The sequence below is a fragment of the Streptomyces sp. NPDC026092 genome (assembly GCF_040638605.1).
In the GTDB taxonomy this organism is placed as follows: Bacteria; Actinomycetota; Actinomycetes; order Streptomycetales; family Streptomycetaceae; genus Streptomyces.
In genome coordinates this window covers 131,502-155,220 of sequence record NZ_JBEZYN010000009.1, presented here as the reverse complement: position 1 = coordinate 155,220, position 23,719 = coordinate 131,502, and the positions used below count along the sequence as shown (strand labels likewise).

Annotated in this window: 30 protein-coding genes and 1 riboswitch; of the genes, 13 read left to right on the top strand and 17 right to left on the bottom strand. The window is 72.4% G+C overall.

Annotated features, from left to right (window positions below):
- Positions 1-87: 87 nt before the first annotated feature.
- On the top strand, positions 88-297 hold the full coding sequence (locus AB0F56_RS17270) for a hypothetical protein (RefSeq protein WP_362009886.1): 210 nt from the start codon (positions 88-90) through the stop codon (positions 295-297).
- Here the strand turns inward: AB0F56_RS17270 and AB0F56_RS17265 are convergent.
- Positions 294-1,331, bottom strand: a complete 1,038-nt coding sequence (locus tag AB0F56_RS17265; protein WP_362009883.1) for a DUF3048 domain-containing protein — start codon at positions 1,329-1,331, stop codon at positions 294-296. The two genes, AB0F56_RS17270 and AB0F56_RS17265, sit on opposite strands and share 4 nt — an antisense overlap.
- An 87-nt stretch (positions 1,332-1,418) precedes the next feature.
- On the opposite strand from AB0F56_RS17265, the gene AB0F56_RS17260 reads away from it, so the two are divergent.
- Both AB0F56_RS17260 and AB0F56_RS17255 read left to right on the top strand, forming a co-directional pair.
- Positions 1,419-2,150, top strand: coding sequence for a lysophospholipid acyltransferase family protein (locus AB0F56_RS17260; RefSeq protein ID WP_362009881.1), 732 nt, complete (start codon positions 1,419-1,421; stop codon positions 2,148-2,150).
- 64 nt (positions 2,151-2,214) lie between these two features.
- The gene (locus AB0F56_RS17255) at positions 2,215-3,249 is read left to right on the top strand and encodes an NAD-dependent epimerase/dehydratase family protein (protein ID WP_362009879.1); all 1,035 of its coding nucleotides are present in this window, start codon (positions 2,215-2,217) and stop codon (positions 3,247-3,249) included.
- Between the two features lie 54 nt (positions 3,250-3,303).
- On the opposite strand, the gene AB0F56_RS17250 is transcribed toward AB0F56_RS17255, so the two are convergent.
- The 8 genes from AB0F56_RS17250 to AB0F56_RS17215 form a co-directional block, all read right to left on the bottom strand.
- Positions 3,304-4,881: an alpha/beta hydrolase gene (locus AB0F56_RS17250; RefSeq protein WP_362009876.1), complete on the bottom strand. Its 1,578-nt coding sequence runs from the start codon at positions 4,879-4,881 to the stop codon at positions 3,304-3,306.
- Positions 4,882-5,013: 132 nt separating this feature from the next.
- On the bottom strand, positions 5,014-5,757 hold the full coding sequence (locus AB0F56_RS17245) for an urease accessory protein UreD (RefSeq protein WP_362009873.1): 744 nt from the start codon (positions 5,755-5,757) through the stop codon (positions 5,014-5,016).
- The gene (ureG, locus tag AB0F56_RS17240) at positions 5,754-6,431 is read right to left on the bottom strand and encodes an urease accessory protein UreG (RefSeq protein ID WP_362009871.1); all 678 of its coding nucleotides are present in this window, start codon (positions 6,429-6,431) and stop codon (positions 5,754-5,756) included. The genes AB0F56_RS17245 and ureG overlap by 4 nt, the downstream gene beginning before the upstream one ends.
- A gap of 146 nt (positions 6,432-6,577) precedes the next feature.
- On the bottom strand, positions 6,578-7,276 hold the full coding sequence (locus AB0F56_RS17235) for an urease accessory UreF family protein (RefSeq protein ID WP_362009868.1): 699 nt from the start codon (positions 7,274-7,276) through the stop codon (positions 6,578-6,580).
- Positions 7,276-8,997, bottom strand: a complete 1,722-nt coding sequence (locus AB0F56_RS17230; RefSeq protein ID WP_362009865.1) for an urease subunit alpha — start codon at positions 8,995-8,997, stop codon at positions 7,276-7,278. Before AB0F56_RS17230 ends, AB0F56_RS17235 begins: the two co-directional genes overlap by 1 nt.
- Positions 8,990-9,340, bottom strand: a complete 351-nt coding sequence (locus tag AB0F56_RS17225; RefSeq protein WP_362009862.1) for an urease subunit beta — start codon at positions 9,338-9,340, stop codon at positions 8,990-8,992. The genes AB0F56_RS17230 and AB0F56_RS17225 overlap by 8 nt, the downstream gene beginning before the upstream one ends.
- A gap of 16 nt (positions 9,341-9,356) precedes the next feature.
- Positions 9,357-9,659 (bottom strand): urease subunit gamma, encoded by a 303-nt coding sequence (locus AB0F56_RS17220; RefSeq protein WP_362009859.1) that lies wholly within the window; start codon positions 9,657-9,659, stop codon positions 9,357-9,359.
- A 137-nt stretch (positions 9,660-9,796) separates the two neighbouring features.
- Entirely contained in the window at positions 9,797-10,417 is a 621-nt protein-coding gene (locus AB0F56_RS17215; RefSeq protein ID WP_362009856.1) for a helix-turn-helix domain-containing protein, read from the bottom strand.
- A 127-nt stretch (positions 10,418-10,544) separates the two neighbouring features.
- Here AB0F56_RS17215 and AB0F56_RS17210 point away from each other — a divergent pair, with 127 nt between their 5' ends.
- Positions 10,545-11,537, top strand: a complete 993-nt coding sequence (locus AB0F56_RS17210) for an ABC transporter permease (RefSeq protein WP_362009853.1) — start codon at positions 10,545-10,547, stop codon at positions 11,535-11,537.
- Positions 11,538-11,669: 132 nt separating this feature from the next.
- Here AB0F56_RS17210 and AB0F56_RS17205 read toward each other — a convergent pair whose 3' ends face one another.
- A complete protein-coding gene (locus AB0F56_RS17205) occupies positions 11,670-11,945 on the bottom strand; it encodes a type II toxin-antitoxin system Phd/YefM family antitoxin (protein WP_362009850.1) in 276 nt (91 codons plus the stop codon).
- Positions 11,946-12,000: 55 nt separating this feature from the next.
- Between AB0F56_RS17205 and AB0F56_RS17200 the strand changes: the two genes are divergently transcribed.
- From AB0F56_RS17200 to AB0F56_RS17190, 3 genes are all read left to right on the top strand, one after another.
- Positions 12,001-12,624: an ATP-dependent Clp protease proteolytic subunit gene (locus AB0F56_RS17200; RefSeq protein ID WP_362009847.1), complete on the top strand. Its 624-nt coding sequence runs from the start codon at positions 12,001-12,003 to the stop codon at positions 12,622-12,624.
- A 7-nt stretch (positions 12,625-12,631) separates the two neighbouring features.
- Positions 12,632-12,937: a hypothetical protein gene (locus AB0F56_RS17195; RefSeq protein ID WP_362009845.1), complete on the top strand. Its 306-nt coding sequence runs from the start codon at positions 12,632-12,634 to the stop codon at positions 12,935-12,937.
- A 314-nt stretch (positions 12,938-13,251) separates the two neighbouring features.
- Positions 13,252-13,449: riboswitch (cyclic di-AMP (ydaO/yuaA leader) on the top strand.
- Between the two features lie 3 nt (positions 13,450-13,452).
- Positions 13,453-13,929 (top strand): NlpC/P60 family protein, encoded by a 477-nt coding sequence (locus AB0F56_RS17190; protein WP_362009842.1) that lies wholly within the window; start codon positions 13,453-13,455, stop codon positions 13,927-13,929.
- 65 nt (positions 13,930-13,994) lie between these two features.
- Here the strand turns inward: AB0F56_RS17190 and AB0F56_RS17185 are convergent, their stop codons facing one another.
- A complete protein-coding gene (locus tag AB0F56_RS17185; RefSeq protein ID WP_362009840.1) occupies positions 13,995-14,621 on the bottom strand; it encodes a LysE family translocator in 627 nt (208 codons plus the stop codon).
- 72 nt (positions 14,622-14,693) lie between these two features.
- Between AB0F56_RS17185 and AB0F56_RS17180 the strand changes: the two genes are divergently transcribed.
- Positions 14,694-15,599: a LysR family transcriptional regulator gene (locus AB0F56_RS17180; RefSeq protein WP_362009838.1), complete on the top strand. Its 906-nt coding sequence runs from the start codon at positions 14,694-14,696 to the stop codon at positions 15,597-15,599.
- A 59-nt stretch (positions 15,600-15,658) separates the two neighbouring features.
- On the opposite strand, the gene AB0F56_RS17175 is transcribed toward AB0F56_RS17180, so the two are convergent.
- The 3 genes from AB0F56_RS17175 to AB0F56_RS17165 form a co-directional block, all read right to left on the bottom strand.
- Positions 15,659-16,186: a DUF6584 family protein gene (locus AB0F56_RS17175; protein ID WP_362009835.1), complete on the bottom strand. Its 528-nt coding sequence runs from the start codon at positions 16,184-16,186 to the stop codon at positions 15,659-15,661.
- Positions 16,187-16,233: 47 nt separating this feature from the next.
- On the bottom strand, positions 16,234-16,680 hold the full coding sequence (locus AB0F56_RS17170; protein WP_362009833.1) for an ATP-binding protein: 447 nt from the start codon (positions 16,678-16,680) through the stop codon (positions 16,234-16,236).
- Positions 16,681-16,837: 157 nt separating this feature from the next.
- A complete protein-coding gene (locus tag AB0F56_RS17165) occupies positions 16,838-18,004 on the bottom strand; it encodes an 8-amino-7-oxononanoate synthase (protein WP_362009830.1) in 1,167 nt (388 codons plus the stop codon).
- A gap of 144 nt (positions 18,005-18,148) precedes the next feature.
- Between AB0F56_RS17165 and bioB the strand changes: the two genes are divergently transcribed.
- The 5 genes from bioB (at position 18,149) to AB0F56_RS17140 (ending at position 22,596) form a co-directional block, all read left to right on the top strand.
- Positions 18,149-19,435 carry a biotin synthase BioB gene (gene bioB, locus AB0F56_RS17160; RefSeq protein ID WP_362009827.1) on the top strand — a complete coding sequence of 429 codons (1,287 nt, stop codon included), beginning with the start codon at positions 18,149-18,151 and terminating at the stop codon, positions 19,433-19,435.
- A complete protein-coding gene (locus AB0F56_RS17155; RefSeq protein WP_362009825.1) occupies positions 19,428-20,708 on the top strand; it encodes an adenosylmethionine--8-amino-7-oxononanoate transaminase in 1,281 nt (426 codons plus the stop codon). Before bioB ends, AB0F56_RS17155 begins: the two co-directional genes overlap by 8 nt.
- A gap of 108 nt (positions 20,709-20,816) precedes the next feature.
- Positions 20,817-21,515 carry a dethiobiotin synthase gene (bioD, locus tag AB0F56_RS17150; RefSeq protein WP_362009822.1) on the top strand — a complete coding sequence of 233 codons (699 nt, stop codon included), beginning with the start codon at positions 20,817-20,819 and terminating at the stop codon, positions 21,513-21,515.
- Between the two features lie 18 nt (positions 21,516-21,533).
- Positions 21,534-21,878, top strand: coding sequence for a VOC family protein (locus tag AB0F56_RS17145; protein ID WP_362009819.1), 345 nt, complete (start codon positions 21,534-21,536; stop codon positions 21,876-21,878).
- Between the two features lie 52 nt (positions 21,879-21,930).
- Positions 21,931-22,596 carry a methyltransferase domain-containing protein gene (locus AB0F56_RS17140; RefSeq protein ID WP_362009816.1) on the top strand — a complete coding sequence of 222 codons (666 nt, stop codon included), beginning with the start codon at positions 21,931-21,933 and terminating at the stop codon, positions 22,594-22,596.
- 31 nt (positions 22,597-22,627) lie between these two features.
- On the opposite strand, the gene AB0F56_RS17135 is transcribed toward AB0F56_RS17140, so the two are convergent.
- From AB0F56_RS17135 to AB0F56_RS17125, 3 genes are read right to left on the bottom strand one after another with little or no spacing between them, the layout of a single operon-like run.
- Complete coding sequence (locus AB0F56_RS17135) at positions 22,628-22,999, bottom strand: fic family toxin-antitoxin system, toxin component (protein WP_362009814.1); 372 nt, start codon at positions 22,997-22,999, stop codon at positions 22,628-22,630.
- Positions 22,996-23,223, bottom strand: a complete 228-nt coding sequence (locus AB0F56_RS17130) for an antitoxin (protein WP_362009811.1) — start codon at positions 23,221-23,223, stop codon at positions 22,996-22,998. The genes AB0F56_RS17135 and AB0F56_RS17130 overlap by 4 nt, the downstream gene beginning before the upstream one ends.
- Positions 23,224-23,276: 53 nt before the next feature.
- Positions 23,277-23,687 (bottom strand): Fur family transcriptional regulator, encoded by a 411-nt coding sequence (locus AB0F56_RS17125; RefSeq protein ID WP_362009809.1) that lies wholly within the window; start codon positions 23,685-23,687, stop codon positions 23,277-23,279.
- Positions 23,688-23,719 lie beyond the last annotated feature (32 nt).

Here is a 23,719-nt window from a genome sequence, read left to right as displayed (position 1 = left end):
GGACAGGAGATCGTCGCACGGGAGTAGCATTCGCCCGCCCCAGGGGTCACGATGAGCGTGAAGGCCCTGTCGGGAGGAGGCGGACAGATGTCCGGTCCCACGAAGGCGATGAGCGTGATCACCGTCGCGGCCCTGGTGCTGACGACGGCGTACACGGTGGCACTCGGCAGCAGCGGCTGGCTCTGGTTCGGCGTCGTGGTGCTCATCGTGGTCACCATCGGCATGGCGGCCGCCGACAGCTCCGTACCGACGGGCACACGGCGCCCAGGCCCGGGCAGGCCCGGCCCGCAGCCCTAAGCGCGTGGGGCGAGGACGACCCAGGTGGGGCCGGGGGCGAAGTTCAGGGGGGCGCCGTCCGGGGTGGTGAAGGCCGTGCCGTTCGTCGCGGTGGGGCGGCTCCAGCGGGCCTCGTGGGCGCGGCCGTCGCGCAGCACGAGCGCGCTGCCGCTGCCGACCGTCTCGGTGTACGGGGAGACGCTGCCGAGCACGTCGTGGAAGCGGGACGACCGTATGGTCACGTACTGCACCACGACCGTCGACGCCGTGACCGGGCCTTCGTCGGTGGTACGGGCGGCCCTGCCGTCCATCGCGACCCGCCAGCCCTTGTCCGCCGGGGACCAGGTGAAGGTGTAGCGGGAGGCGGGGAAGCGCACGGTCCGTTCGTTGACCTGTTCGCCGCCCGCGGGGGCCGGGCCGAAGCGGAAGCCGATGTCCTTGGCGTTCTCCGCGTCGGGGGCGGCGGCCAGGGCGCGCCCGGGCAGGACATACAGGTTGTGGGGCGCGGACCTGCCCCGGTCGCGGAGGTAGGCGCCGGGGGCGTCCTCGGGCGGCAGGGCGTCCAGCGGGGCGGCCTTGAGCAGGGGTTTCAGGGCGGTCTGGGAGCCGGAGTAGGCGAGCGCGGGGTTGCCGAACTGGCGGAGCAGCTCGATGTCGGACTCGCGGGCGCTGCGTACCGGCCCTATCCGGTCCGGCAGGTCGCCGGAGTAGACCGCCAGCAGCCGGGTCTGGCCGCCCTCGACCTGCTCGACGTAGACCAGCTCGGCCGCGCCGAGGCCGGTGTGCGGGCGGGCCGGGGGCACGTTGTCGATCTTGACGGCGAGGACCGGGGCGGGGCGGGCCGGGAGTCCCGTGAAGGGCGAGATGCCCTGCGGGGCGGGGGTCGTCGGCGTGGGGGGCGGCGTCGGGGCCGTCGGCGTGGGCGTCGGGGTCGGTTCCGGGGTGCCGGAGTCGGCGCAACCGTACAACCCGGCGGTCATCACCGCGCACAGCAGCACGGTGACGGCTGCGCCGGGCCGTATGTGTCGCGGTGCGCGACGGCTATCGGCGGCCATCAGGACCCACTCTCCGTCTCCAGTGTGGACCAGGGTCGCCGGAGTGGTTAGAAATTAACCATCGCTCGAACGAGACGGGGGCCGTCGGTGTTCTATCACGTCCTGAAATACGTCCTGCTCGGACCGTGGCTGAGGCTGGTGTTCCGGCCGCGGATCGAGGGCCTGGAGCACATCCCGGCGGACGGCGCGGCGATCGTCGCCGGCAACCATCTGTCGTTCTCCGACCACTTTCTGATGCCGGTCGTCCTCAAGCGGCGGATCACGTTTCTCGCCAAACAGGAGTACTTCACGGGTCCTGGCCTCAAGGGTCGGCTGACCGCTGCTTTCTTCCGCAGCGCCGGGCAGATCCCGGTTGACCGCTCCGGCAAGGAGGCCGGGCAGGCGGCGATCCGCGAGGGGCTCGGAGTCCTTGCCAAGGGCGAGCTGCTCGGCATCTACCCGGAGGGCACGCGCTCGCACGACGGCCGGCTCTACAAGGGCAAGGTCGGCGTGGCGGTCATGGCGATCACGGCCGGGGTGCCGGTGATCCCCTGCGCGATGGTGGGGACCTTCGAGATCCAGCCGCCCGGCAAGGTCGTGCCCCGGGTCAGGCGGGTCACCGTCCGGTTCGGCGAACCGCTCGACTTCTCCCGGTACGCCGGCATGGAGGGCGAGAAGGCGGCGGTCCGCGCGGTGACGGACGAGATCATGTACGAGATCCTCGCGCTGTCCGGGCAGGAGTACGTCGACGACTACGCGGCCAAGGTGAAGGCCGCCGAGCAGGAGGCGAAGGCCCGGACCAGCGGGTCGCGCGGAAAGTTCCCGCGCCGCGGACGCTGACGGCGGATCCGCGCACGGCGAAAGGTGCTGGGTCGGTGATCACTGTCCCCGTACCGTCTCGTCCATGGGACAAGGACACGCATTCGTGCTCGGAGCGACAGGACAGGTGGGGCGGGCGGCCGTGCGGGCGCTCGTCGCGGACGGCTGGGAGGTGACGGCGGCCTCGCGGCGCGGCGGCCGGGGCGAGGAGTGGCCGGAGGAGGTCCGGTCGGTGGCCGTCGACCGTGACGAGGAGGGCGCGCTCGCCGCCGCGCTCGGCAAAGGCTGTGATGTGCTGGTCGACATCGTCGCCTACCACGCGGGCCACGCACGGCAGTTGACGGCGCTCGCCGACCGGATCGGCTCGGCGGTGGTGGTCTCCAGCGGCGCGGTGTACGAGGACGACCGGGGCCGTAACTTCGACACGCAGGACGAGCCGGACGGCTTCCCCGCCTACCCGGTGCCGATCCCGGAGTCCTGGCACACGGTCGCGCCGGGCGACGCGTCGTACGGGACGCGGAAGGTGGCCCTGGAGCAGGAGTTGCTCGCGGCGGGCGCGGCGCTCCCGACGACGGTGCTGCGGGCGGGCGCGATCCACGGGCCGTACTGCCCGGGCCCGCGCGAGCTGTGGTTCGTCAAGCGGGCGCTCGACGGGCGACCGGTGCGGATCCTCTCGTACGAGGGCTCGTCCCGGTTCCACCCGGTGCACGTGGACAACCTCGGCGAGCTGGTGCGCCTTTCGGCGGCGAAGCCGGGCACCCGGGTCTTCAACGGCGGTGACCCGGAGGCCCCGACGGTCGCGGAGATTGGAGCGGCGATCGACGCCGTCATGGGCGTGGAGAGCGAGACGGTGCTGATGGAGGGGGCGCCGGAGGACACCGTGGGGCTGAGCCCCTGGACGGCGCCCCACCCGGTCGTCTTCGACATGGGCGCGGCGGAACGGGAGCTGGGGTACCGGCCGGTGGTGTCGTACGCCGAGTCGCTGCCGGCGACGGTCGCGTATCTCTCCCGGCGGGTGGCGGAGCAGGAGTGGCGGGAGGCGTTCCCCGGTCTGGTGAAGTACGGGGTGGACTTCTTCGACTACGCGGCGGAGGACGCCTGGCTCGCCGCGCGACGCTGAGCCCGGCACGCCGAAGGGGGAGGGGCGGGCCGCCCCTCCCCCTTCACCCTGTGACTACGGCTGGGGCGTGGCGTGCGGGGCGCACGTCACGTCGCGGCCGTCGAGCTTGCCGGTGAGGAGGTAGGCCTCCACCCGGGTGTTCAGGCACGGGTTGGCGAGGTTGGTGATGCCGTGCGAGCCGGCGTCCCGCTCGGTGATGAGACGCGAGCCCTTGAAGCGCTCGTGCAGCTCGACCGCGCCCTCGTACGGCGTGGCCGCGTCGCGCTCGGACTGGGTGATGAGCACGGGCGGCAGGCCCCTGCCGGTGCGGACCTCGGTGGGCTGCTGGCGCGGGGTCGACCAGGTCGCGCAGGGCAGGTTCATCCAGGCGTTGGACCAGGTCATGAACGGGTACTTCTGGTGGAGCCGGCTGTTGTCCCGGTCCCACTTGCGCCAGCTGGTCGGCCAGGGGGCGTCGGCGCACTCGACCGCGGTGTAGACGGCGTTGCCGTTCTCCGAGGCCGCGTTGCCGGCCGTGTCCGTCGGGTCGGAGGCGGCCGCGTCGATCAGCGGCTGCGGGTCCCCGGCGGCGTACGCGCTGAAGGCCTCGGCGACCGGGGCCCACATCGAGTCGTAGTAGGGCGCGTTCTGGAAGAAGCCGATGAGCTCGGCCGGGCCGACCTTGCCACCGAGGGGGTTCTTCTTGGCGGCGGCGCGCAGCGTGTCCCACTGGCCGCGGACCTCGGCGTAGGTGTCGCCGAGGTGGTACGTGGCGTCGTGCTGGGCGACCCAGGTCATCCAGTCCTTCAGCCGGCCCTCGAAGGCGATGTCCTGGTCGAGGTTGGCCTCGTACCAGATCTTCTCCTTCGACGGGTTGACGACGCTGTCGAGCACCATGCGGCGGACGTGCGTCGGGAAGAGCGTGCCGTAGACGGCGCCGAGGTAGGTGCCGTAGGAGACGCCGACGAAGTTGAGCTTCTTCTCGCCGAGCGCGGCCCTGATGACGTCCAGGTCGCGGGCGGTGTTGCGGGTGTTGATGTACGGCAGGATGTCGCCGCTCTTCTCCGCGCAGCCCGCGGCGTACTCGGCGGCGAGCTTGCGCTGGGCGCGCTTGTCGGCCTCGCTGTCGGGGACCGGGTCGAGCTTGGGGCCCTTGACGAACTCGGCCGGGTCGACACAGGAGATGGGGGCCGAGTGGCCGACGCCGCGTGGGTCGAAGCCGACGAAGTCGTACGCCTTGGCGGCGCCCGCCCAGATGGTGTTCTTGGTGGTGACCCGGCGCGGGAAGCGCAGGCCGGAGCCGCCGGGGCCGCCCGGGTTGTAGAGCAGGGCGCCCTGGCGTTCGGCGGGGGTGCCGGTGGAGCCGATGCGGTCGACGGCGATCTTGATCTGCTTGCCGTTCGGCCGGGCGTAGTCGACGGGGACGGTGACCCAGCCGCACTGGATGGGCTTCTCCAGACCCCAGTCGGCCGGGCAGTCCTGCCAGTCGATGCCCCGGTCGGCGGCGCGCTGGGCGGCGACGGCCGTGCCGTACGCCTCCGCGTCGGGCCGGTGGCGCTGGTCGGCGCTCGCGGCCGGAGCCGCCAGCGCGCCCACCATGAGCGTGCCCGCTATCAGAGCGCCTGCCGAGCCGAGCGCTGCCGTGCGTCTCACGTGATGCCTCCCCCTGTAGGTGGTCGGTCTGTCCGGGGGATCCTTTCGTCCGGCCGGTGTACGGGAAAGGGCGTACACGCGTTTCTTTGCCGAACCAATAACCGGATACCGCTGTACCGCTGAGCGGTGACGTCACGTGGGCGCGAGGATGCCGAGGGCCTCGTCGAGGACGCGGCGCAGCCGCAGCGCGTCGGGGGCGACGGCGGTGACCAGAGCGCCGGGACCGGCTAGTGGGGCGAGCACGGCGTTCTCGGCGAGCAACCGTGACTCGACCGGCTTCTCGGCGAACGCCGGTTCCACGACGAGGAGTTGGCCGACCGAACGGTGCCCGGCGAGGACCGCTCCGCCGTCCCAGCCGCCCGGGGCGCCGGGGCCGTACGCGACCTCCTGGTCGAGCAGTGGACGTCCGGCGCGGTGGACGGTGAGGCGCGAGAGGAGCGTGCCGGGCTCCTCGCCGTGACGGCCGAGGATCTGCTCCTCCCGGAGCACGAGCCGTGCGGTGGCGGCGAGTTCGACGGTGGTGCGCATCACGAGGTCGGATCCCTGGGCGCAGACCAGCTGTTCGGGCAGCCAGCGCAGCACCGCGCCGTCGCCGACCGTCAACCGCACGTCGTACGTGGCCGGTTCGGTCGAGCGACCGGGCAGGGCGACGGTCGCGGCGGACGAGTCGACCAGGAGCCGTGCCCCGTCCCGTACCTCCGACTCGATCGCGAGACGGTCGCCGCCGAGCGGGGCGCTCATCGCGCCGACGACGGTGACCCGCGTGTACGGGCCGGTGGTCCGGGTCCTGCGGAGGGCGAGGGGGCCGTCGCCGATGAGGACCGGCAGGGTGCCGTCGGCCTCGGCGACGATCCGGGCGGTGGCGCTCAGGCTCATGCGGACCAGGCGCCGAGCTGCTCGCGGACCCACTCCGCGATGGGGGTGACACCCTGTGCGCCGGTGAGCGAGGTGAAGGCGACGGGAAGGTCGCCGCGCTGCTCCTTGGCGTCGCGGGCCATCCGCTCCAGGTCGGAACCGACGTACGGGGCGAGGTCGGTCTTGTTGACGACGAGCAGGTCGGCGGTGGTCACGCCGGGGCCGCCCTTGCGGGGGATGTCGTCGCCGCCGGCCACGTCGATGACGAAGATCTGGGCGTCGACCAGGCCCTTGGAGAAGGTGGCGGTCAGGTTGTCGCCGCCGGACTCGACCAGGATCAGGTCGAGCGGGCCGACCGTGTCCTCCAGCTCCTCGACGGCTTCGAGGTTGGCGGAGATGTCGTCGCGGATCGCGGTGTGCGGGCAGGCGCCGGTCTCCACGGCCTGGATCCGCTCGGGCGGCAGGACGGCGTTGCGGAGGAGGAAGTCGGCGTCCTCGCGGGTGTAGATGTCGTTGGTGACGACGGCGATCGACAGCTGGTCGCGCAGGGCGCGGCAGAGCGCGGCGACCGTCGCGGTCTTGCCGGAGCCGACGGGTCCGCCGAGCCCGATGCGCAGCGCGCGCCGGGTTCCGTCGGGGCGATGGGCGTCGGCGGAGACGGCGCCGAGGTGGTCGTGGGAGTGGTCGAGATGCATGGGTGCCTCCGGTGGTTCGTGGGTGGTCGCGTTCGGTGTCGCGTGTCGCCCGACGGGTTCGCGGGCCGACGGGTTCGGGTGCCGACGGCTGCGAGGTCGGGGCTGCTTCGGGTCAGGGCAGCTTCTGGGGCAGCGCTGCTTCGGGGTCAGGACGCGAAGAGGCGGACGGGCCAGGATGCGTGCTTTTCGGCGGTGATGTCGAGGAGGGGTGAGGAGGCGGCCGGGAGGGCGTCGATGCCCTGGCGGGCCGCCGCGGTGGCGCGCTCGGCGACCTGGTCCATCTCGGGGGCGAGGCGGGCGAGGACGGCGGTGGCCTTGAAGGGGTCCAGGCTCAGCAGCCGTACGGCCGCGGTGGCGGGGCCGCTGACCGTCTCGTACACGACGCAGTGCGCGGCGTCCTGTGGCCCGAGGCCCGCCGCGCGGGCCGCCACGCCGAGGACGATCGGCTGGTGAGCGCCGCGCGGGAACGCGGCCGCGAGCGCGTCGAGTTCGGCGCACGGCCAGGTGGCGCGGGCGGCGCGCATCATCTGCCGGCCGAGCCTGCGGGCTGCCGCCCGCAGGGCGGGCGAGGGCGTACGGGCGTCGGCGGCGGCGTCGAGCGCGTCGGGGTCGTGGCCGTGGGCGGCCGCCGCGGCGAGGCCCGCGGCGGTGAGCCCTGCCGTGTGGAGCCGGCCCCGGCAGAACGCGGCGAGGCTCACCGCGTCCGTGATCCGGCCGGCCTTGACGGCGGCCTCGGCCCCACCGGAGTGGGCGTGCCCGCCGGCGGGGAAACGCCCGTCGGCGAGCACGAGGAGCGCGGCGCGGCCGCCGAACCCACCGGCGACCGCTGTGGTCGGCGACGCCATCAGAAGAGGAAGTAGCGCTGGGCGAGGGGCAGTTCCTCGGCGGGAGCCGGGTCGACCGCTTCGCCGTCGATGGTGACGGTGAAGGTGTCGGGGTCGACCTCGACCCGGGGGAGGGCGTCGTTCTCCCGCATGTCCGCCTTGGTGACCCGCCGGGTGTTCTTGATGGCGACGAACTTCCGCTCCAGGCCGAGACGTTCGGGGAGGTCGTCCTCGATGGCCGCCTGGGTGACGAAGTTCAGGGAGTTACCCGCCGGCGCCTTGCCCAGCGCCCCGAACATCGGCCGGGGCAGGATCGGCTGCGGGGTGGGGATGGAGGCGTTGGCGTCGCCCATCTGCGCGTAGGCGATCTGGCCGCCCTTCAGCACGACCAGCGGCTTCACGCCGAAGAAGGCGGGCTCCCACAACACCAGGTCGGCGAGCTTGCCGGTCTCGACCGAACCGATCTCGTGGTCGAGGCCCTGGGCCACCGCCGGGTTGATCGTGTATTTGGCGACATAGCGACGCGCCCGGTGGTTGTCGGCGCGGCCGTCCCCCGGCAGCGCGCCCCGGCGCTTCTTCATCACGTGCGCGGTCTGCCAGGTCCGCATGATGACCTCGCCGATACGCCCCATCGCCTGCGAGTCGGAGGAGATGATCGAGATGGCGCCGAGGTCGTGCAGCACGTCCTCGGCCGCGATGGTCGAGGGCCGGATGCGGGACTCGGCGAAGGCGAGGTCCTCCGGGACGGCCGGGTTCAGGTGGTGACAGACCATCAGCATGTCGAGGTGTTCCTCGATCGTGTTGACGGTGTGCGGCCGGGTCGGATTGGTGGAGCTGGGCAGGACGTACGGCTCGGAGACCACGGTGATGATGTCCGGCGCATGCCCGCCGCCCGCGCCCTCGGTGTGGTACGCGTGGATGGTGCGCCCGGCGATGGCCGCGAGGGTGTCGCCGACGAAGCCCGCCTCGTTCAGGGTGTCGGTGTGGATGGCGAGCTGGGCGCCGGACTCGTCGCAGACGGTCAGGCAGGCGTCGATGACGGCCGGGGTCGCTCCCCAGTCCTCGTGGATCTTGAACCCGAGCGCCCCGCCCCGCAGTTGGGAGTACATGGCCTCGCGGGACATCGTGTTGCCCTTGCCGAGCAGACCGATGTTGACCGGGGAGTTCTCCAACGCCGCGAACATCCCGGCGAGGTGCCAGGGGCCCGGCGTGACGGTGGTCGCCTTGGTGCCCTCGGCGGGTCCGGTGCCGCCGCCGACGAGGGTGGTGATGCCGGAGGCGAGGGCCTCGTCGATGATGGTCGGCGCGATGAAGTGGATGTGGGTGTCGACGCCGCCGGCCGTGACGATCCGGCCGTTGCCCACGATCACCTCGGTCTCCGGGCCGATGACCAGGTCCGGGTGGACCCCGTCCATGGTGTCGGGGTTGCCGGCCTTGCCGATGCCGGTGATCCGGCCGTCGCGGATGCCGATGTCGGCCTTGATCACGCCCCAGTGGTCGATGATCACGGCGCCGGTGATCACGGTGTCGGGCGCGCCCTCGGCCCGGGTCGTACGGGCCTGGCCCATCGACTCGCGGATGACCTTGCCGCCGCCGAAGACGGCTTCGTCGCCGGCGCGTCCGGGGCCGCCGGAGCGGTCCTCCTCGATCTCGACGAGGAGGTCGGTGTCGGCGAGCCGGATGCGGTCGCCGACGGTGGGGCCGAACAGGTCGGCGTAGACGGCGCGATGCAGCTCAGGCACGGTCGCCTCCGTTCACGTCGCCCTTCGTGTCGATCGCGTCGAGGGGGCCCGCCGTCTCGCCGCGCAGGCCGTGGACGATCCGGCGGCCCGCCAGCGGGACGAGTTCGATCTCGACCGGGATGCCGGGTTCGAAGCGCACGGCCGTACCTGCGGCGATGTGTAGGCGCAGGCCGCGCGCGGCGGCGCGGTCGAAGTCGAGACCGGGGTTGGCCTCGGCGAAGTGGTAGTGGGAGCCGACCTGGACGGGCCGGTCGGCGGCGTTGAGGACGGTGAGACGGGTGACCGGCCGGCCCTCGTTGAGGGCGACGGGACCTTCACCGAAAAGGATTTCTCCGGGAATCATCGGCGGCGTTCCCCCGTCACACGATCGGGTCATGGACGGTGACGAGCTTGGTGCCGTCCGGGAAGGTGGCCTCGACCTGGACGTCGTGGATCATCTCCGGGATTCCGGTCATGACGTCGTCGCGGGTGAGCACCTTGCGGCCGGAGGCCATGAGCTCCGCGACGGTCCGGCCGTCGCGGGCGCCCTCCAGGATGTGGGTGGTGATCAGGGCGACGGCCTCGGGGTGGTTGAGCTTCACGCCGCGGGCCCTACGCTTCTCGGCCACGTCGGCGGCCACATGGATGAGCAGGCGTTCCTGCTCGTGCGGCGACAGTTGCACGCTTCCACCTCACAGTCGTCCACCGGGCATGTGCCCGGACAGCAGCGGACCTTACCGATCGTCAACACTCTGTTGAACTGCGGAAATGGTCCGCCCGGCCAGACATTGCACGTTAGGGCGGAAGTTTTTCCTACGCGTTAACTCGCGCTTTGCGGCCGCATGGACATGAGCCCGCGCAGGCCGTCCTGGAGCACCTCGACCTCCACGTCGCCGAAGAGCGCCTGCTGGGCGATGTACCCCTGGGCGGTGGCGATGAGGGTGCGGGCCACCCGGTCGGCGGGGACGTCCGCCGCCATCAGACCGGTCGCGCGGTAGACCTCGACGAGTTCGCCCCAAGCCTCGCGCATCCCGTTGAACCCGTCGGAGAGGGTCTGGAACAGCCGCTCGTCACGCAGGGTCTCCGACCACACCTGGAGGATGAGCCGCGCGAACGCCTGGCGGTCCGCGCCGGGGATCCGCTCCTCCAGGAAGAGCTTGAGGACCGAGCCGAGAAGGATGTCCGGCGTGGGCGGCGGCGTGGTCTTCGCGGCCTCCGCGAACGCGCCGCGGATACCGGCGAACGCCTCGGCCGCGATGGCCGCGATCAGCTCGTCCTTGCCGCTGAAGTAGCGGTAGACGGCTCCGGCCGAGAGGCCCACCTCGGTCAGGACGTCCTGCATGGACGTGGCGTGGAAGCCGTTGCGGGCGAAGCAGCGCGCGGCGCCGTCGAGGATCTGACGGCGGCGGGCGTCGAGGTGTTCCTGGGAGACACGAGCCATGCCCCGAACCTAAAACGAACATTCATTCTTGACAAGCGACCCCGCCGGGGAGACAGTGAAGGCACCGTAAAACGAATGATCCTTCTCTTTGAGCCTCGCTGATCCCTCTCTTCGAATCGAGCCCCTCATGCCCGCCTCCGCCACCCGCAAGACCCTCGCGGTGCTGGTACTGATCCCGGTCGTCGTGGCCCTCGCCCTCTGGGCCTTCGCCTGGCCCGCCGCCCGGATCGCCCCGCGCGACCTGCCCATAGGCGTCGCGGGTCCCGCCGCCGCCACCGCCCCGCTGGAGCAGCGCCTCGCCGAGCGCGACGGCGCCTTCGAGGTCCACCGCTACGACTCCGAGGCCGCCGCGCGCGAGGCGATCGAGGACCGGGTCGTATACGGCGCGGTGGTCGTGACTCCGCAGGGGCCCGAACTGCTGACCGCCTCCGCCGCGAGCCCGGTCGTCGCCGGGCTGCTGCGCGAGGCCGTCACCGCCCAGGTCCCGCCCGGCACTCAGCTGACGGTGACCGATGTCGTCCCGGCCCCCGCCGGCGACCCGCGCGGCAGCGCCTTCGGGGCGGGCCTCTTCCCGCTGATCCTGGCCGGCGCGGCCTCCGGCATCGTGGTGACCGTCCTCGGCCTGCGCGGCGCACGGGCGGCCGGCACCCTGCTCGGCGCCGCCGCGCTCGCGGGGATCGTCGGCACCGCGCTCGCCCACAGCTGGCTCGGCGTGTTCGCGGGCGACTGGTGGGCCGAGGCCGGGGTCCTCGGCCTCACCGTGCTCGCGATCGGCTCGTCGATCGCGGGGCTCGCCGCGCTCATCGGCAAGCCGGGCATCGGCATCGGGGCGTTCCTGATGATCCTGCTGGGCAACCCGTTCTCGGGCGTGACGAGCGCACCCGAAATGCTTCCGGCCCCGGTGGGCGCGCTCGGTCAGTGGCTGCCCCCGGGCGCGGGCGGCTCCGCGCTGCGCTCGTTCGCGTTCTTCGACGGCGCGGGCGCGGGCTCGGCGCTGCTGATTCTCGGCGCGTGGTCGGTCGCCGGACTGATCGCGCTCTTCGTGGGCGGAGCCCGGAACCGGGCGGCGGCCGCCCCGACGGCGGTCACCCCGGCGCCCGTACCGGCACCGGTGGGCTGACGCCCTCCCTCGTACAGCCGCGTGCCCCCGCTGTAGCGGACGGGGGCACGCGGCTTTTTCATGCGCCGGGGCGCCGGGGGCAAAGGCTTCGGAGGCGCTCAGGCTTCGGTGGCGCTCAGGCTCCCGCCCCGCTCACGCGCCCGGCGTGCGGTGGCGGGCCGCGATGCCGAAGCGGCCCTGTTCACCCGGAGCGGACGGGAGCGGGCGGATCTCGGAGACCGCGCTGCTCGCCAGATCCTCAGCGGTCTCGTGCTCCGCCTCGAGTTTGGCCAGGTCAGCGGCCGAAACCAGCGCCACGAGCGGCTTTCCGTGGCGGGTCACGACGACCCGTTCGTTGCCGTACACCACGCGGTTGATCAGGTCGGCGAGCTCTGCACGTGCTTGCGTCACCGGAATCTCGTAGGCCATGCTCCTCATCTTACGGGTTGTACGTCCTGTACATTTTTTACAAGGAGGCGCCGCCATGCACGCTCGCTATGTCCTGCCCGAGTTCACCGAGCGCACCAGCTACGGGAGCCGGACCCTCGACCCGTACTCCAAGCTGCTCGAGGAACGGATCGTCTTCCTCGGCACGCCCATCGACGAGACCTCGGCCAACGACGTGATCGCGCAGCTCCTGCACCTGGAGTACGCCGATCCGGACCGGGACATCTCGCTGTACATCAACTCCCCCGGCGGCTCGATGAACGCCATGACCGCGATCTACGACACGATGCAGGTCGTCACCTGCGACGTGGAGACCACGTGTCTCGGGCAGGCCGTCTCGACCGCCGCCGTGCTGCTCGCGGCCGGCGCGCCCGGCAAGCGGCTCGCGCTGCCCGGCGCCCGGGTGGTGCTCCAGCAGCCCGCGACGGACGAGCCGTTGCAGGGGCAGCCGAGCGATCTCGACATCCAGGCACGGGAGTTGATCCGGATGCGCGCGATGATGGCCGGGATGCTGGTCACCCACACCGGCCAGGACCTCGAGCGTGTCGACACCGACATCGACCGGACGACCGTCCTCGACGCGCCGGGCGCGACCGCCTACGGCGTGGTGGACCACGTCGTTCAGAACCGCGGGGCGTCGGGCGGCGCCGGGGGAAGGTGAGCGCGCGATGGTTCCCGAGCTGCCGCCGCTGCCCGCTCTGACGCGCGCCGAGGGCGAGTTCATCGACGCCTATCTCGAAGTCGTCGACCTGCTGGGCCGCATCAATCCATCCAGGGCTTCGCATACATATGGGGCGCTGCGCGCGGCTCAGGCGCTGGTGGGGCGGGCCAACGCCCTGCGGGACGCGCTGACGGCGATGCATACGCGCGGCGAGAGCGAGGTGCACGCGGAGACATTGGCCCGTGCGCTGCGGGTGTTGGACGGGGAGCGTAGATCGGGCCGCGTCACCGTCCCGGAGACACCGGCGAGTTGACATTCCCCCGTGTCGTGTCGAGGTCCACTCGGAGCAGCGCGGCCGCAGAATCGCTCCCCCGTTCGGCGTAGTCGACGAATCGACATATGTGCGGGGTGAGTTGCACAACGGGTGTACACATCTGGCGGAACAGGGCGTCCCACCCCTGGTCCGGGACTCGTCGGCCAAACCTCCGACGATCACGAAACATGCCTGTCCACCCGAATGGATCAGTCGTGAGGAGCCTCACATAACGCCGTTTCGGCTCGGTTTTGGCCCGGGTTGTGGGTCAAGATCCCTCACGACGACAAGCCCCCGCCACCGCGGCGGGGCGGTCCGGGCGGACGCCGAGTCCTGCCGCTGTCCCGGATGTCTGGTCGACAGGAGTGGATCGGCAGGAGTGGAGGACCCGAGCAGTACGGGACGGCCGGCCAGTGAGGCCGTTCCTCGGGGTGAAGCCGCAGCCGCGGCCGGGCAACTTCGCCAGCCCGAACCCGACAGGTCATCCTTCACAGGCGGCTGACGAAGGGTTGCGCATGACTGCGCAGATTCATGTCCCGTCCCTGCTGTCCCGGGCCGGAGCCGTCTCGGCTCTCACCCTCGCCGCCCTCGGCGGCACGATGCTGGCACCAGGAGCCGCATCGGAGGCCCAGGCCGCGACGTCGTACGCCGGCAACGCGCTGAACATCGCGGCTTCGAAGAAGGGATCGCCCTACAAGTACGGAGCGTCGGGACCGTCCCGGTTCGACTGCTCGGGGCTCACGCTCTACTCGTACAAGAAGGCGGGCAAGTCGCTGCCCCGTACCGCGCAGCAGCAGTACAACAAGACCCGGCACATCTCCGCGTCCAGCAGGCAGAAGGGGGACCTGGTCTTCTTCCATTCCGGTGGAAGGGTGTACCACGTGGGGATCTACGCGGGTAGCGGAAAGATCTGGCACTCGCCCAAGAAGGGTTCCTGGGTGAAGCTCGACAAGATCTGGACGTCCAAGGTCTACTACGGCCGGGTGCGCTGACGCCCGGTCGGCTCCGACGTATGACCGAGGGGTGCGGTGGCGCCGCCGCACCCCTCGCCCCGGGGTCAGTGCCCTGGGGACACCAGCAGCGTCACTCCGAGGGCGGCGAGCACGCCGCCCGTCACCCCCTGCACGGTCCGGGCCGTCCGGGGCCGCCTCAGCCGGTGGCCGAGCCGGTCCACGCCGAGGGCCACCAGCGGGAACCAGAGCAGGGCCAGCAGCACCACGATCGACGCGAGCAGCAACGTGCGCGGCAGCACCGCCGCGCCGGCCGGCACGAACTGAGGCAGCAGACTGAGGAAGAGCACGGGCGCCTTGGGGTTGAGGACGTTCGTCAGGAAGCCCTGCCGGACGGCCCGCCCGACCGCCCGCTCCCCCGCCACGTCCGCCGACGGCTCGCCCGCCGTCGCGCGCAGCGCACCGCGCAGCGCCTGCACGCCGAGGTAGAGGACGTACGCGCCGCCGGCGATCTGCAGCGCGCGATAGAGCACGGGTACGGCGATCAGCACGGCCGCGAGCCCGGCCACCGCGAGGGCGGTGTGCACCAGGAGCCCGCCCGCCACGCCCACCGCGCAGGCGACCCCGGCCCGGCGCGAGGCGAGAGCGCTGCGCACGACGACGGTGAAGTCCGCGCCCGGCATGGCCACCATGCCCGCCGCGACCCCGATGAAGGCGATCAGCTGTCCGTCCATGACCCCAGCGTGCCCGCCGAGAGCCTTTAGTGTGTAGACAGGATTTTATGGGTCTGCCAAAAGGAATGCTTAATGCAGGATCTGGTGCGGCTCGCGGCGCTTGTGGCCGTCGCCGAGGACGGCTCGATCACCCGGGCCGCCGCCCGGCTCGGCTACACCCCGCCCGCCCTCTCGCAGCAGCTCGCCAAGCTGGAGCGAGAGGCGGGGGCCGCGCTGCTCGTACGGCACCATCGGGGCGCGCGGCTCACTCCGGCGGGCGAACTGCTCGTCACCCGGGCGCGCCGGGTCCTGGACGAGATGGACCGGGCCCGCCATGAGCTGGCCCGGCTGAGCGGCCTGTCGGGCGGGCGGCTGCGGGTCGGCACCTTCACCACCGTGGGCATCCACCTGCTGCCGCCGGTCCTCAGCGCGTTCCGCCGAGCCCACCCGGACGTGGAGCTGACGGTCGCCGAGTACGAACCGCCGGGCGGGATCCACGCCGTGGCGGCGGGCGAGGTGGATCTCGCGCTGACCCACACGTACGAACCGGCCGAACCGGCGCCGCTGCCGCCGGGGGTCGAGCTGGAGCCGCTGCTGGTCGAGGAGTTGGTCCTGGTCACGGCGCCGGGCCACGTCCTGGCGGAGGGTTCGGGCCGGTTGCCGATCGCGGAGCTCGCGGGCCAGCCACTGATCAGCAGCGCCCCGGACCACCCCCCGCGCCGAGGCGTGGAGGGCGCCCTGGCCCGCGCGGGCGCGACGCCGTCGGTCGTCTGCCGTACACCCGGCTACGCCCTCGTGTGCGCCCTGGTCAGCGCGGGGCTCGGGGTGGCGGTGGTCCCTGAGATGGTCGCGTCGATGACGGCTTCGCCCCTGGGGGTACGCGCCCTGGAGCCGACCTCGTTCCGCCGCACGATCTCGGTCGCCCACCGCGGCGAGGAGTCCGGCCCCGCAGCGGCCTCCCTACGAGCACTCCTGCGCGGCGGCTTCGCCCGGGCCTAGGGACCGTCCGACCGGCCGCATCCTCCATGGCCGGCCCTCACCGGCCCCGGTGGCCTGTGTCAGTCGAAGAGGGCGACGACTCCGCTCACCCAGATTCCGAGGACCGCGAGGGCGCCCACCAGGCAGCCGACGCCCGCCAGGACGTCGCGGACCGACCACGGCTCGGAGGGCGCCTCGTGCGGGTCCTCCAGGCTGTCCTGGTAGGAGGCGGGGTCGTCCCAGTCGACGGGGTGCCCCAGCTCTTCGGCGCAGGCGGTGCGCACCGCGGCGAGTTGCCCCGCCGCGAAGGGGGTCGCAGCCGTCGTCTCGGGACCGCGCCAGGCGAGGGCCTTCATCCGCCACCCGGGAGACCCGTACCGCGCCTCGAACGCGGCGGTCTCGTCGGCGCTGCGGTCCTCTTCGAGGTACATCCAGCGGCCGGCCTCGGCGGCGTCGCCGTAGAGCCGGTACACCTCGGCCAGACGCCGGCGGAGCGTCAGGTCGTACGGGAAGGACGAGACGAGACCGCGCAAGCGCTGGCGCGCGACGGGAACGCGGCCGGCGGCCAGGTCCGCTTCGACTCGGGCAAGGGTCTCTCTCAGGGGCATGGACGCATCATCGGCTACCGCTCTGAGCTGCGTCGACCTGGTTTCTCTCAGTTCGGAGAGGCCGCGGCGGCCGGAGTCGCGGTCCAGGGGAGGTTGATCCAGACCGTCTTGCCGCCCTCGTCGGTCGGGGTGACCGAGAGGCGGCCGCCCGCCTCGGCCGTCAGGATGCGGATGATGACCATCCCGCGGCCGTTGTCCTGCTGCACCGCCGCCGGGAGCCGCTTCGGCCAGCGGGGGTGGCTGTCGGTGACGCCGATGTGGAGCTGCTCCTCGCGCTCCAGGCGGACGTCGACGGTGAAGGTGGGCGACTGGCCGAAGGTGTGCTGGACGGCGTTGGTGGCCAGCTCCGAGACGATCAGCCGGACCGTGTCGGCGGTGTCGCTGCCGCCCGCGAGCCCCCAGCCGCTGAGGACGTCGGCGACATATCTCCGGGCGGCGGACACCGAGGCGGGATCGCTCGGCAGAGTGACGGTTGCTTCCTGGTGGTCTGCCATGGCGACGCTGTCCCTTTCCCACCGGGCCCGGCCCGGTTTGCACTTCGCGTCAGACTGCCACCGATCGTGCCGCCCCGGGCGGCGATCCACCAAGATATGTGCATATTTGTCGCTCGAAGCGGTGAACTCTACGACGAGAGACCGTATTTGGGATCCATCAGTGGGAGAGCGGTGCTGTCCGCACGATCGTGGCGACGGCCTGCTCGATCTGCGCGTCCGTCAGATCCGCGCGGGCCGTGAGCCGCAGCCGCGAGATGCCGTCCGGGACGGACGGCGGCCGGAAGCAGCCGACGGCGAGCCCCTGCTCACGGCAGTCGGCCGCCCACCGCAGCGCCGCCTCCGGCGAGGGCGCGCGGACGGAGACCACGGCGGCGTCCGGGCGTACGGCGGTCAGACCGGCCGCGGTGAGCATCCGGTGCAGCGTGGTCGCCACGGTCCTGGCGCGCTCGGCGAGACCGGGTTCGTCCTGGATCAGCCGCAGCCCGCTCAGGGCCGCGCCGACGGCGGCCGGGGCGAGTCCGGTGTCGAAGATGAACGTCCGGGCCGCGTTGACCAGGTGCTCGACGACCCGGGCCGGGCCGAGGACCGCTCCGCCCTGGCTGCCCAGCGACTTGGAGAGCGTGAGGGTGGCGACGACGTCCGGGGCGCCCGCGAGCCCCGCGGCGTGCAGGGCGCCCCGGCCGCCGTCGCCGAGCACGCCCAGGCCGTGGGCGTCGTCCACGACCAGCCCGGCGCCGTGGGCCCGGCAGGCCTCGGCCAGTTCGGGCAGCGGGGCCCGATCGCCGTCCACCGAGAAGACGGAGTCGGAGACCACGAGCGCCCGGCGGTCCGGGTGGGCTTGGAGGGTCTTGCGTACCGCCTCGGGCTCGGCGTGCGGGACCACGGCCGTCTCGGCGCGCGAGAGCCGGCAGCCGTCCACGATCGAGGCGTGGTTGCTCGCGTCGGAGACGATCAGCGCGTCGCGGCCGCTCAGCGCGGTGAGGGCGGCGAGGTTGGCGGTGTAGCCGGAGGAGAAGACGAGGGCCGCCTCGAAGCCGCAGAACGCGGCGAGTTCGCGTTCGAGAGCGGCGTGCAATTGGGTCGTACCGGTCACCAGACGCGAGCCGGTGGACCCCGCGCCCCAGCGGCGGGCCGCTTCGGCGGCGGCCTCGGTCACCTCCGGGCGGCGGGTCAGTCCGAGGTAGTCGTTGCTCGCCAGATCGAGCGGCTCCGACTCGGCGGACCGGGGCCGCAGCGTGCGGACGAGCCCCGCCTCCGCACGGCGGCGCGCCTCCGTGTCGGTCCAGTCGAACGGGGTCCGGCGGGTGTCCTCGTCCCGGTGCATGGGGCAGATCCTTTTGTAGGCAGCGCACAGACCCTAACCGTCCGGGGCCGGGGAGAGGGTGTGGCCATCCACACACGACAAACTGGCGCGTTTGTTCAGATCCTCCTTGGCCACGAGGTGTGCCGTAAGCAAGGATCAGCCCTTATGGACCTGCTGAACACGCTGGTGGACAAGGGGCTGCGGCGCGAGCTGCCGAGCCGTGAAGAAGCGCTCGCCGTACTGGCGACCTCCGACGACGAACTGCTCGATGTGGTGGCCGCGGCGGGCAAGGTGCGCCGTCAGTGGTTCGGGCGGCGCGTGAAGCTGAACTACCTCGTCAATCTGAAGTCGGGGCTCTGCCCCGAGGACTGCTCGTACTGTTCCCAGCGGCTCGGCTCGACGGCCGGGATCCTCAAGTACAGCTGGCTGAAGCCGGACGAGGCCTCGCAGGCCGCGGCGGCCGGTGTCGCGGGCGGGGCCAAGCGGGTCTGCCTGGTGGCGAGCGGCCGCGGTCCGACGGACCGGGACGTCGAGCGGGTCGGCAAGACGATCGAGGCCATCAAGGAGCAGAACGAGGGCGTCGAGGTCTGCGCATGCCTGGGACTGCTCTCGGACGGCCAGGCGGAGCGGCTGCGCGAGGCGGGCGCCGACGCCTACAACCACAACCTGAACACGTCCGAGGGGACGTACGGGGAGATCACCACCACCCACACCTACGCGGACCGGGTGGACACCGTACAGAAGGCGCACGCCGCCGGTCTGTCGGCCTGCTCGGGGCTGATCGCGGGCATGGGCGAGAGCGACGAGGACCTGGTCGACGTCGTCTACGCGCTGCGCGAGCTGGACTCGGACTCGGTGCCGGTCAACTTCCTGATCCCGTTCGAGGGCACTCCGCTGGCGAAGGAGTGGAACCTCACCCCGCAGCGCTGTCTGCGGATCCTGGCGATGGTCCGGTTCGTCTGCCCGGACGTCGAGGTCCGGATCGCGGGCGGGCGCGAGGTGCACCTGCGCTCGATGCAGCCGCTCGCGCTGAACATCGCGAACTCGATCTTCCTCGGTGACTACCTGACGAGCGAGGGCCAGGCCGGCCAGACGGACCTGGACATGATCGCGGACGCGGGCTTCGAGGTGGAGGGCGCGGGCACGACCACGCTGCCCGCCCACCGCGCGGACGCGCTCGCGGCGGCGGGCGTGACGGCGGGTGCGACGGCCGGCGGCTGTGGCTCGGCGGCGTCGGCGGGCTGCGGCTCGCACGCGGAGGCGAGTGCGGGTGCGGGTGCGGCGGCCGGTGGCGGCTGCGGCTCGCACGCCGAGGCGGGCGGCGGCTGCGGTCCGTGCGGCGGCCACGCGGCGGTCGCCACGGAGGCCCCCGCCGAGGTGCCGGGCGCCCGGACCGACCTGGTGGCCGTGCGCCGTCGTGGCGCCGGAACGGACGTCGCGCCGAATGCGTAACGAGGAGCTGCTGGCCCTGGACCGGGCGCACGTGTGGCATCCGTACGGCCCCATGCCGGGCCGTGCGGAGCCGCTGGTCGTCGAGTCCGCGTCCGGGGTACGGCTCCGGCTCGCCGAACCGGCGCACGGGCAGGTCGAGTTGATCGACGGCATGTCGTCGTGGTGGTCCGCGATCCACGGCTACAACCACCCGGTGCTCAACGAGGCGGCGCGGGGGCAGCTGGACCGGATGAGCCATGTCATGTTCGGCGGGCTCACCCATGAGCCGGCCGTCCGGCTCGCCGCCCGGCTCGTGGAGATCACGCCCGAGCCGCTCCAGCACGTCTTCCTGAGCGACTCCGGTTCGGTGGCCGTCGAGGTCGCGATCAAGATGTGTCTGCAGCACTGGCGCTCCGTGGGCAGGCCCGAGAAGCGCCGGCTGCTGACCTGGCGCGGCGGCTACCACGGGGACACCTGGCAGCCGATGGCGGTGTGCGACCCGCAGGGCGGCATGCACGACCTGTGGTCGGGCGCGCTGCCGAAGCACTTCTTCGCCGACCCGCCGCCCGCCGCGTACGAGGAGTCGTACGCGGAACATCTGCGGGAGCTGATCGGGCGGCACGCGGACGAGCTGGCCGCGGTGATCGTGGAGCCGGTGGTTCAGGGCGCGGGCGGCATGCGGTTCCACTCGCCCGACTATCTGCGCGTGCTGCGGGAGGCGTGCGACGCCCACGACGTGCTGCTCGTGTTCGACGAGATCGCGACCGGCTTCGGCCGTACGGGCGCACTGTTCGCCGCGGACCACGCGGAGGTCTCCCCCGATGTGATGTGCGTGGGCAAGGCGCTGACCGGCGGGTATCTGTCGATGGCGGCGACGCTGTGCTCGGCGCGGGTCGCCGACGGAATCTCGCGCGGCGAGGTCCCTGTCCTGGCCCACGGGCCGACGTTCATGGGCAACCCGCTGGCCGCCGCGGTGGCGAGCGCCTCGATCGACCTGCTCCTGTCCCAGGACTGGGCGGTGGAGGTCAAGCGGATCGAGGCCGGTCTGCGCGAGGGGCTCGCGCCCGCGGCGGCGCTGCCGGGGGTTCGTGACGTACGGGTACTCGGGGCCATCGGCGTCGTCCAGCTCGACCACGACGTCGACATGGCCGCGGCGACCGAGGCGGCGGTCCGCGCGGGCGTCTGGCTGCGCCCGTTCCGCGACATGATCTACACGATGCCGCCGTTCGTGACGGGCGACGAGGACGTCGCGCGGATCTGCGCGGCGGTCCGCGCGGCGGCCGCGGCGGGCTGAGGCCGGGACACACCGCGGCGGTCCGTGCGGCCGCCGCGGTGGGCTTGAGAGCGGCACACCACACGGCACGGCCACGACGGGCCGGCACAGAGAGGACAAGCACACACCATGAGCGTCATCGTCGTCAGCGGTACGGGTACGGAGATCGGGAAGACGATCGTCACCGCAGCCCTGGCCGCCGTGGCCACGCTCCAGGGACGGTCCGTCGCCGTGCTCAAGCCCGCGCAGACCGGGCTCGCGCCGGGTGAGCGCGGGGACGCGGACGAGGTCGTCCGGCTCTCCGGGGCCGCCGCCTCGGTCGAACTGGCCCGGTTCCCCGAGCCGTTGGCGCCCGCGACCGCCGCCCGGCGGGCCGGGATGACCCCGGTCGGCCCGCACGAGGTCGCCGAGGCGGCCGCGAAGCTGGCCACCGAGTACGACCTGGTCCTCGTGGAGGGCGCGGGCGGGCTCCTCGTCCGCTTCGACCACGAGGGCGGCACGCTCGCCGACGCGGCCCGGCTCCTCGGGGCGCCGGTCCTGGTGGTGACGCCCGCCGGTCTCGGCACGCTCAACTCGACGGCGCTGACCGCCGAGGCCCTCGCGGCGCGCGGGATCGAGCAGCTCGGCGTCGTGGTCGGCAGCTGGCCGGCCACGCCGGACCTCGCCTCGCGCTGCAACCTGGCCGACCTGCCGGAGGCGGCCGGTGCACCGCTCCTCGGGGCCGTACCGGAGGGCGCGGGCGGTCTCGACCCGGCCGAGTTCCGGACGCGGGCGAGCGAGTGGCTGGCTCCGGCGCTCGGCGGGGTCTGGGCGGCCGAGACGCTCTGATCTCCGTAGGCTGGTGTCATGCGCGCACAGGTGGCGGAGATCGTGTTCGACTGCGGTGACCCGGCTCGTCTGGTCCGGTTCTGGGCCGAGCTCCTCGGCGGTACCCCGGTCGACCGCAGCCCCGACTGGTCGTACATCGAGCCGCCCGGCTTCGTCCGGATCGCGTTCCAGCAGGTGCCCGAGGGCAAGGTCGCGAAGAACCGGCTCCATCTGGACCTGCACGCGCCCGATGTGAGCGCGGCGGCCGACGAGGCGACCACCCTCGGGGCCACCCGCTCGGGCGGGCTCGTCACCGACGACGAGGGGGACTTCCAGGTGATGCTCGACCCCGAGGGCAACGAGTTCTGCTTCGTGTCGGGCTGAACGGGTCGGAACGGGGCAGAATCACCCCGTCCGCGTGTCGGAGGAGGCCCCGATGTCATCACGTACCGCCCGGGTCCCCCGGGACGCCGTCCACCACCCCCTCTTCGCCCGCTTCTACGCCCGGTTCAGCGTCTCCGCCGACACCAAGGGCGGTGTCGGCCGCCTGCGTGCGGAGCTGCTGACCGGTCTGTCCGGCCGGGTCATCGAGATCGGCGCGGGGAACGGGCTGAACTTCGCGTACTACCCCGCGGCGGTGTCCGAGGTCGTGGCCATCGAACCGGAGCGCCATCTGCGCCAGTTGGCCGCCGAGGCCGCCCGGGGCACGGACGTGCCGGTGGATGTCGTGCCGGGCGCCGCGGAGGCGCTGCCGGTGAAGAGCGAGGCCTTCGACGCGGCGGTCGCCTCGCTGGTGCTGTGCACGGTTCGGGACGTGCCGCGCGCGCTCGCCGAGACGCACCGGGTGCTGCGGCCGGGCGGCGAACTCCGCTTCTTCGAGCACGGGGTGGCCCCGTCGCCGGGGATGGCCCGGACCCAGCGGGCCCTGGACCGCACGGTGTGGCCGCTGCTCTTCGGCGGCTGCCACTCGGGCCGTGACCCGGTGGCGGCGATCGAGGCGGCGGGCTTCGAGAACGTCACGTACCGCAGCTTCGTCGTCCCGGAGAGCGGGCCGCGGCTGCCCAGCTCGTACTGCGTGCTCGGCACGGCGCGAAAGAGCTGAGCGAGACGGAGCCCCACGGGGGCGTGCCCCCTCAGCGGCTCCACTGGCGCAGTTCGTCGGCGATGGCCCGGACGTCCGCCTCGCCCTTCTTCACCATCCTCGCCAGATCCCTGACCTGTTCCGGCGAGGTGACGACCTTCAGGCCGCTGGCGACGAGGTAGCCGTAGGCGACGGCCGAGGCGAACATGGCGTTGGAGTGCTCCAGGGCCGGGACGTGCAGCAGGAGTTGGAGCAGGGCGGCGGCGCGGGCGTGCGGGTCTCCGTAGACGGGCACACCGAAGATCTCCGCGTCGTGCCGGCCGACCGCGGCGACGAGGGCGCCCCAGTCGGTGACCTGGGGGTCGCCGGGTGTCTGGTGTTCGGCCACCATGAGCAGCCAGGAGAGGTCGACCGTGAGGCTCATGCGGTGCGGTCGCGCTCCGTCCCGAACTCCTCGGTGAACACCGATTCGTACTGCTTCATGAAGTCGGCGGCCGCCTCGACGAAGGCGCGCCCGGACTCCCCGGCGTCCTGCTGGACGAGTTCCTCGATGTACCGGTTGACGCTCACGCCGCGCTGCTGCGCCCGCCGGCGGGCGGTGTCGGCGGTCGTCTCGTCCACGCGGACGTTCAGCTGCGTCTTGGCCACACGACCACGCTAGCGCCGAGGCGCTAGCACCGGCAAGCGGTCCCCGGCGACTGTTACGCGCAGGACGGGCAGAGCCCCCGGTACGTGACCTCGGCGGCCGAGACCGTGAAGCCGAAGCGCTCCCCCGCCGGGAGGTCGGCCAGCGGATCGCCGTGCGGGTGGACGTCCCGGATGGTGCCGCAGCGGGAGCAGACGAGGTGCTGGTGGGGGTGGTGGGCGTTCGGGTCGTAGCGCTTGGCCCGGCCGTCGGTGGAGACCTCGACGACCTCGCCGAGGGAGACCAGCTCGCCCAGCGTGTTGTAGACGGTCGCACGGGAGATCTCCGGCAGCCGCTCGGCCGCGCGGACGTGGACCTCGTCGGCTGTCAGGTGCACGTGATCGCCGTCGAGGACCTCGGCCACGACACGCCGCTGGGAGGTCATCCGCCAGCCACGTCCACGCAGTCGCTCCAGCAGGTCGCTCATATCGGTTCACCCATTCAGCTTGGATTTCGGCG

Coding starts and splice junctions, on each gene's coding strand:
- AB0F56_RS17175 (WP_362009835.1), bottom strand. CDS start 16,186: ATGCCCCTGAGAGAGACCCTTGCCCGAGTCGAAGCGGACCTGGCCGCC.
- AB0F56_RS17135 (WP_362009814.1), bottom strand. CDS start 22,999: ATGAGCCTCACGGTCGACCTCTCCTGGCTGCTCATGGTGGCCGAACAC.
- AB0F56_RS17190 (WP_362009842.1), top strand. CDS start 13,453: ATGACTGCGCAGATTCATGTCCCGTCCCTGCTGTCCCGGGCCGGAGCC.
- bioD (WP_362009822.1), top strand. CDS start 20,817: ATGAGCGTCATCGTCGTCAGCGGTACGGGTACGGAGATCGGGAAGACG.
- AB0F56_RS17205 (WP_362009850.1), bottom strand. CDS start 11,945: ATGGCCTACGAGATTCCGGTGACGCAAGCACGTGCAGAGCTCGCCGAC.
- AB0F56_RS17210 (WP_362009853.1), top strand. CDS start 10,545: ATGCCCGCCTCCGCCACCCGCAAGACCCTCGCGGTGCTGGTACTGATC.
- AB0F56_RS17225 (WP_362009862.1), bottom strand. CDS start 9,340: ATGATTCCCGGAGAAATCCTTTTCGGTGAAGGTCCCGTCGCCCTCAAC.
- AB0F56_RS17265 (WP_362009883.1), bottom strand. CDS start 1,331: ATGGCCGCCGATAGCCGTCGCGCACCGCGACACATACGGCCCGGCGCA.
- AB0F56_RS17170 (WP_362009833.1), bottom strand. CDS start 16,680: ATGGCAGACCACCAGGAAGCAACCGTCACTCTGCCGAGCGATCCCGCC.
- AB0F56_RS17255 (WP_362009879.1), top strand. CDS start 2,215: ATGGGACAAGGACACGCATTCGTGCTCGGAGCGACAGGACAGGTGGGG.
- ureG (WP_362009871.1), bottom strand. CDS start 6,431: ATGCATCTCGACCACTCCCACGACCACCTCGGCGCCGTCTCCGCCGAC.
- AB0F56_RS17270 (WP_362009886.1), top strand. CDS start 88: ATGTCCGGTCCCACGAAGGCGATGAGCGTGATCACCGTCGCGGCCCTG.
- AB0F56_RS17180 (WP_362009838.1), top strand. CDS start 14,694: ATGCAGGATCTGGTGCGGCTCGCGGCGCTTGTGGCCGTCGCCGAGGAC.
- AB0F56_RS17245 (WP_362009873.1), bottom strand. CDS start 5,757: ATGAGCCTGAGCGCCACCGCCCGGATCGTCGCCGAGGCCGACGGCACC.
- AB0F56_RS17200 (WP_362009847.1), top strand. CDS start 12,001: ATGCACGCTCGCTATGTCCTGCCCGAGTTCACCGAGCGCACCAGCTAC.
- bioB (WP_362009827.1), top strand. CDS start 18,149: ATGGACCTGCTGAACACGCTGGTGGACAAGGGGCTGCGGCGCGAGCTG.
- AB0F56_RS17145 (WP_362009819.1), top strand. CDS start 21,534: ATGCGCGCACAGGTGGCGGAGATCGTGTTCGACTGCGGTGACCCGGCT.
- AB0F56_RS17235 (WP_362009868.1), bottom strand. CDS start 7,276: ATGGCGTCGCCGACCACAGCGGTCGCCGGTGGGTTCGGCGGCCGCGCC.
- AB0F56_RS17165 (WP_362009830.1), bottom strand. CDS start 18,004: ATGCACCGGGACGAGGACACCCGCCGGACCCCGTTCGACTGGACCGAC.
- AB0F56_RS17155 (WP_362009825.1), top strand. CDS start 19,428: ATGCGTAACGAGGAGCTGCTGGCCCTGGACCGGGCGCACGTGTGGCAT.
- AB0F56_RS17140 (WP_362009816.1), top strand. CDS start 21,931: ATGTCATCACGTACCGCCCGGGTCCCCCGGGACGCCGTCCACCACCCC.
- AB0F56_RS17195 (WP_362009845.1), top strand. CDS start 12,632: ATGGTTCCCGAGCTGCCGCCGCTGCCCGCTCTGACGCGCGCCGAGGGC.
- AB0F56_RS17125 (WP_362009809.1), bottom strand. CDS start 23,687: ATGAGCGACCTGCTGGAGCGACTGCGTGGACGTGGCTGGCGGATGACC.
- AB0F56_RS17185 (WP_362009840.1), bottom strand. CDS start 14,621: ATGGACGGACAGCTGATCGCCTTCATCGGGGTCGCGGCGGGCATGGTG.
- AB0F56_RS17215 (WP_362009856.1), bottom strand. CDS start 10,417: ATGGCTCGTGTCTCCCAGGAACACCTCGACGCCCGCCGCCGTCAGATC.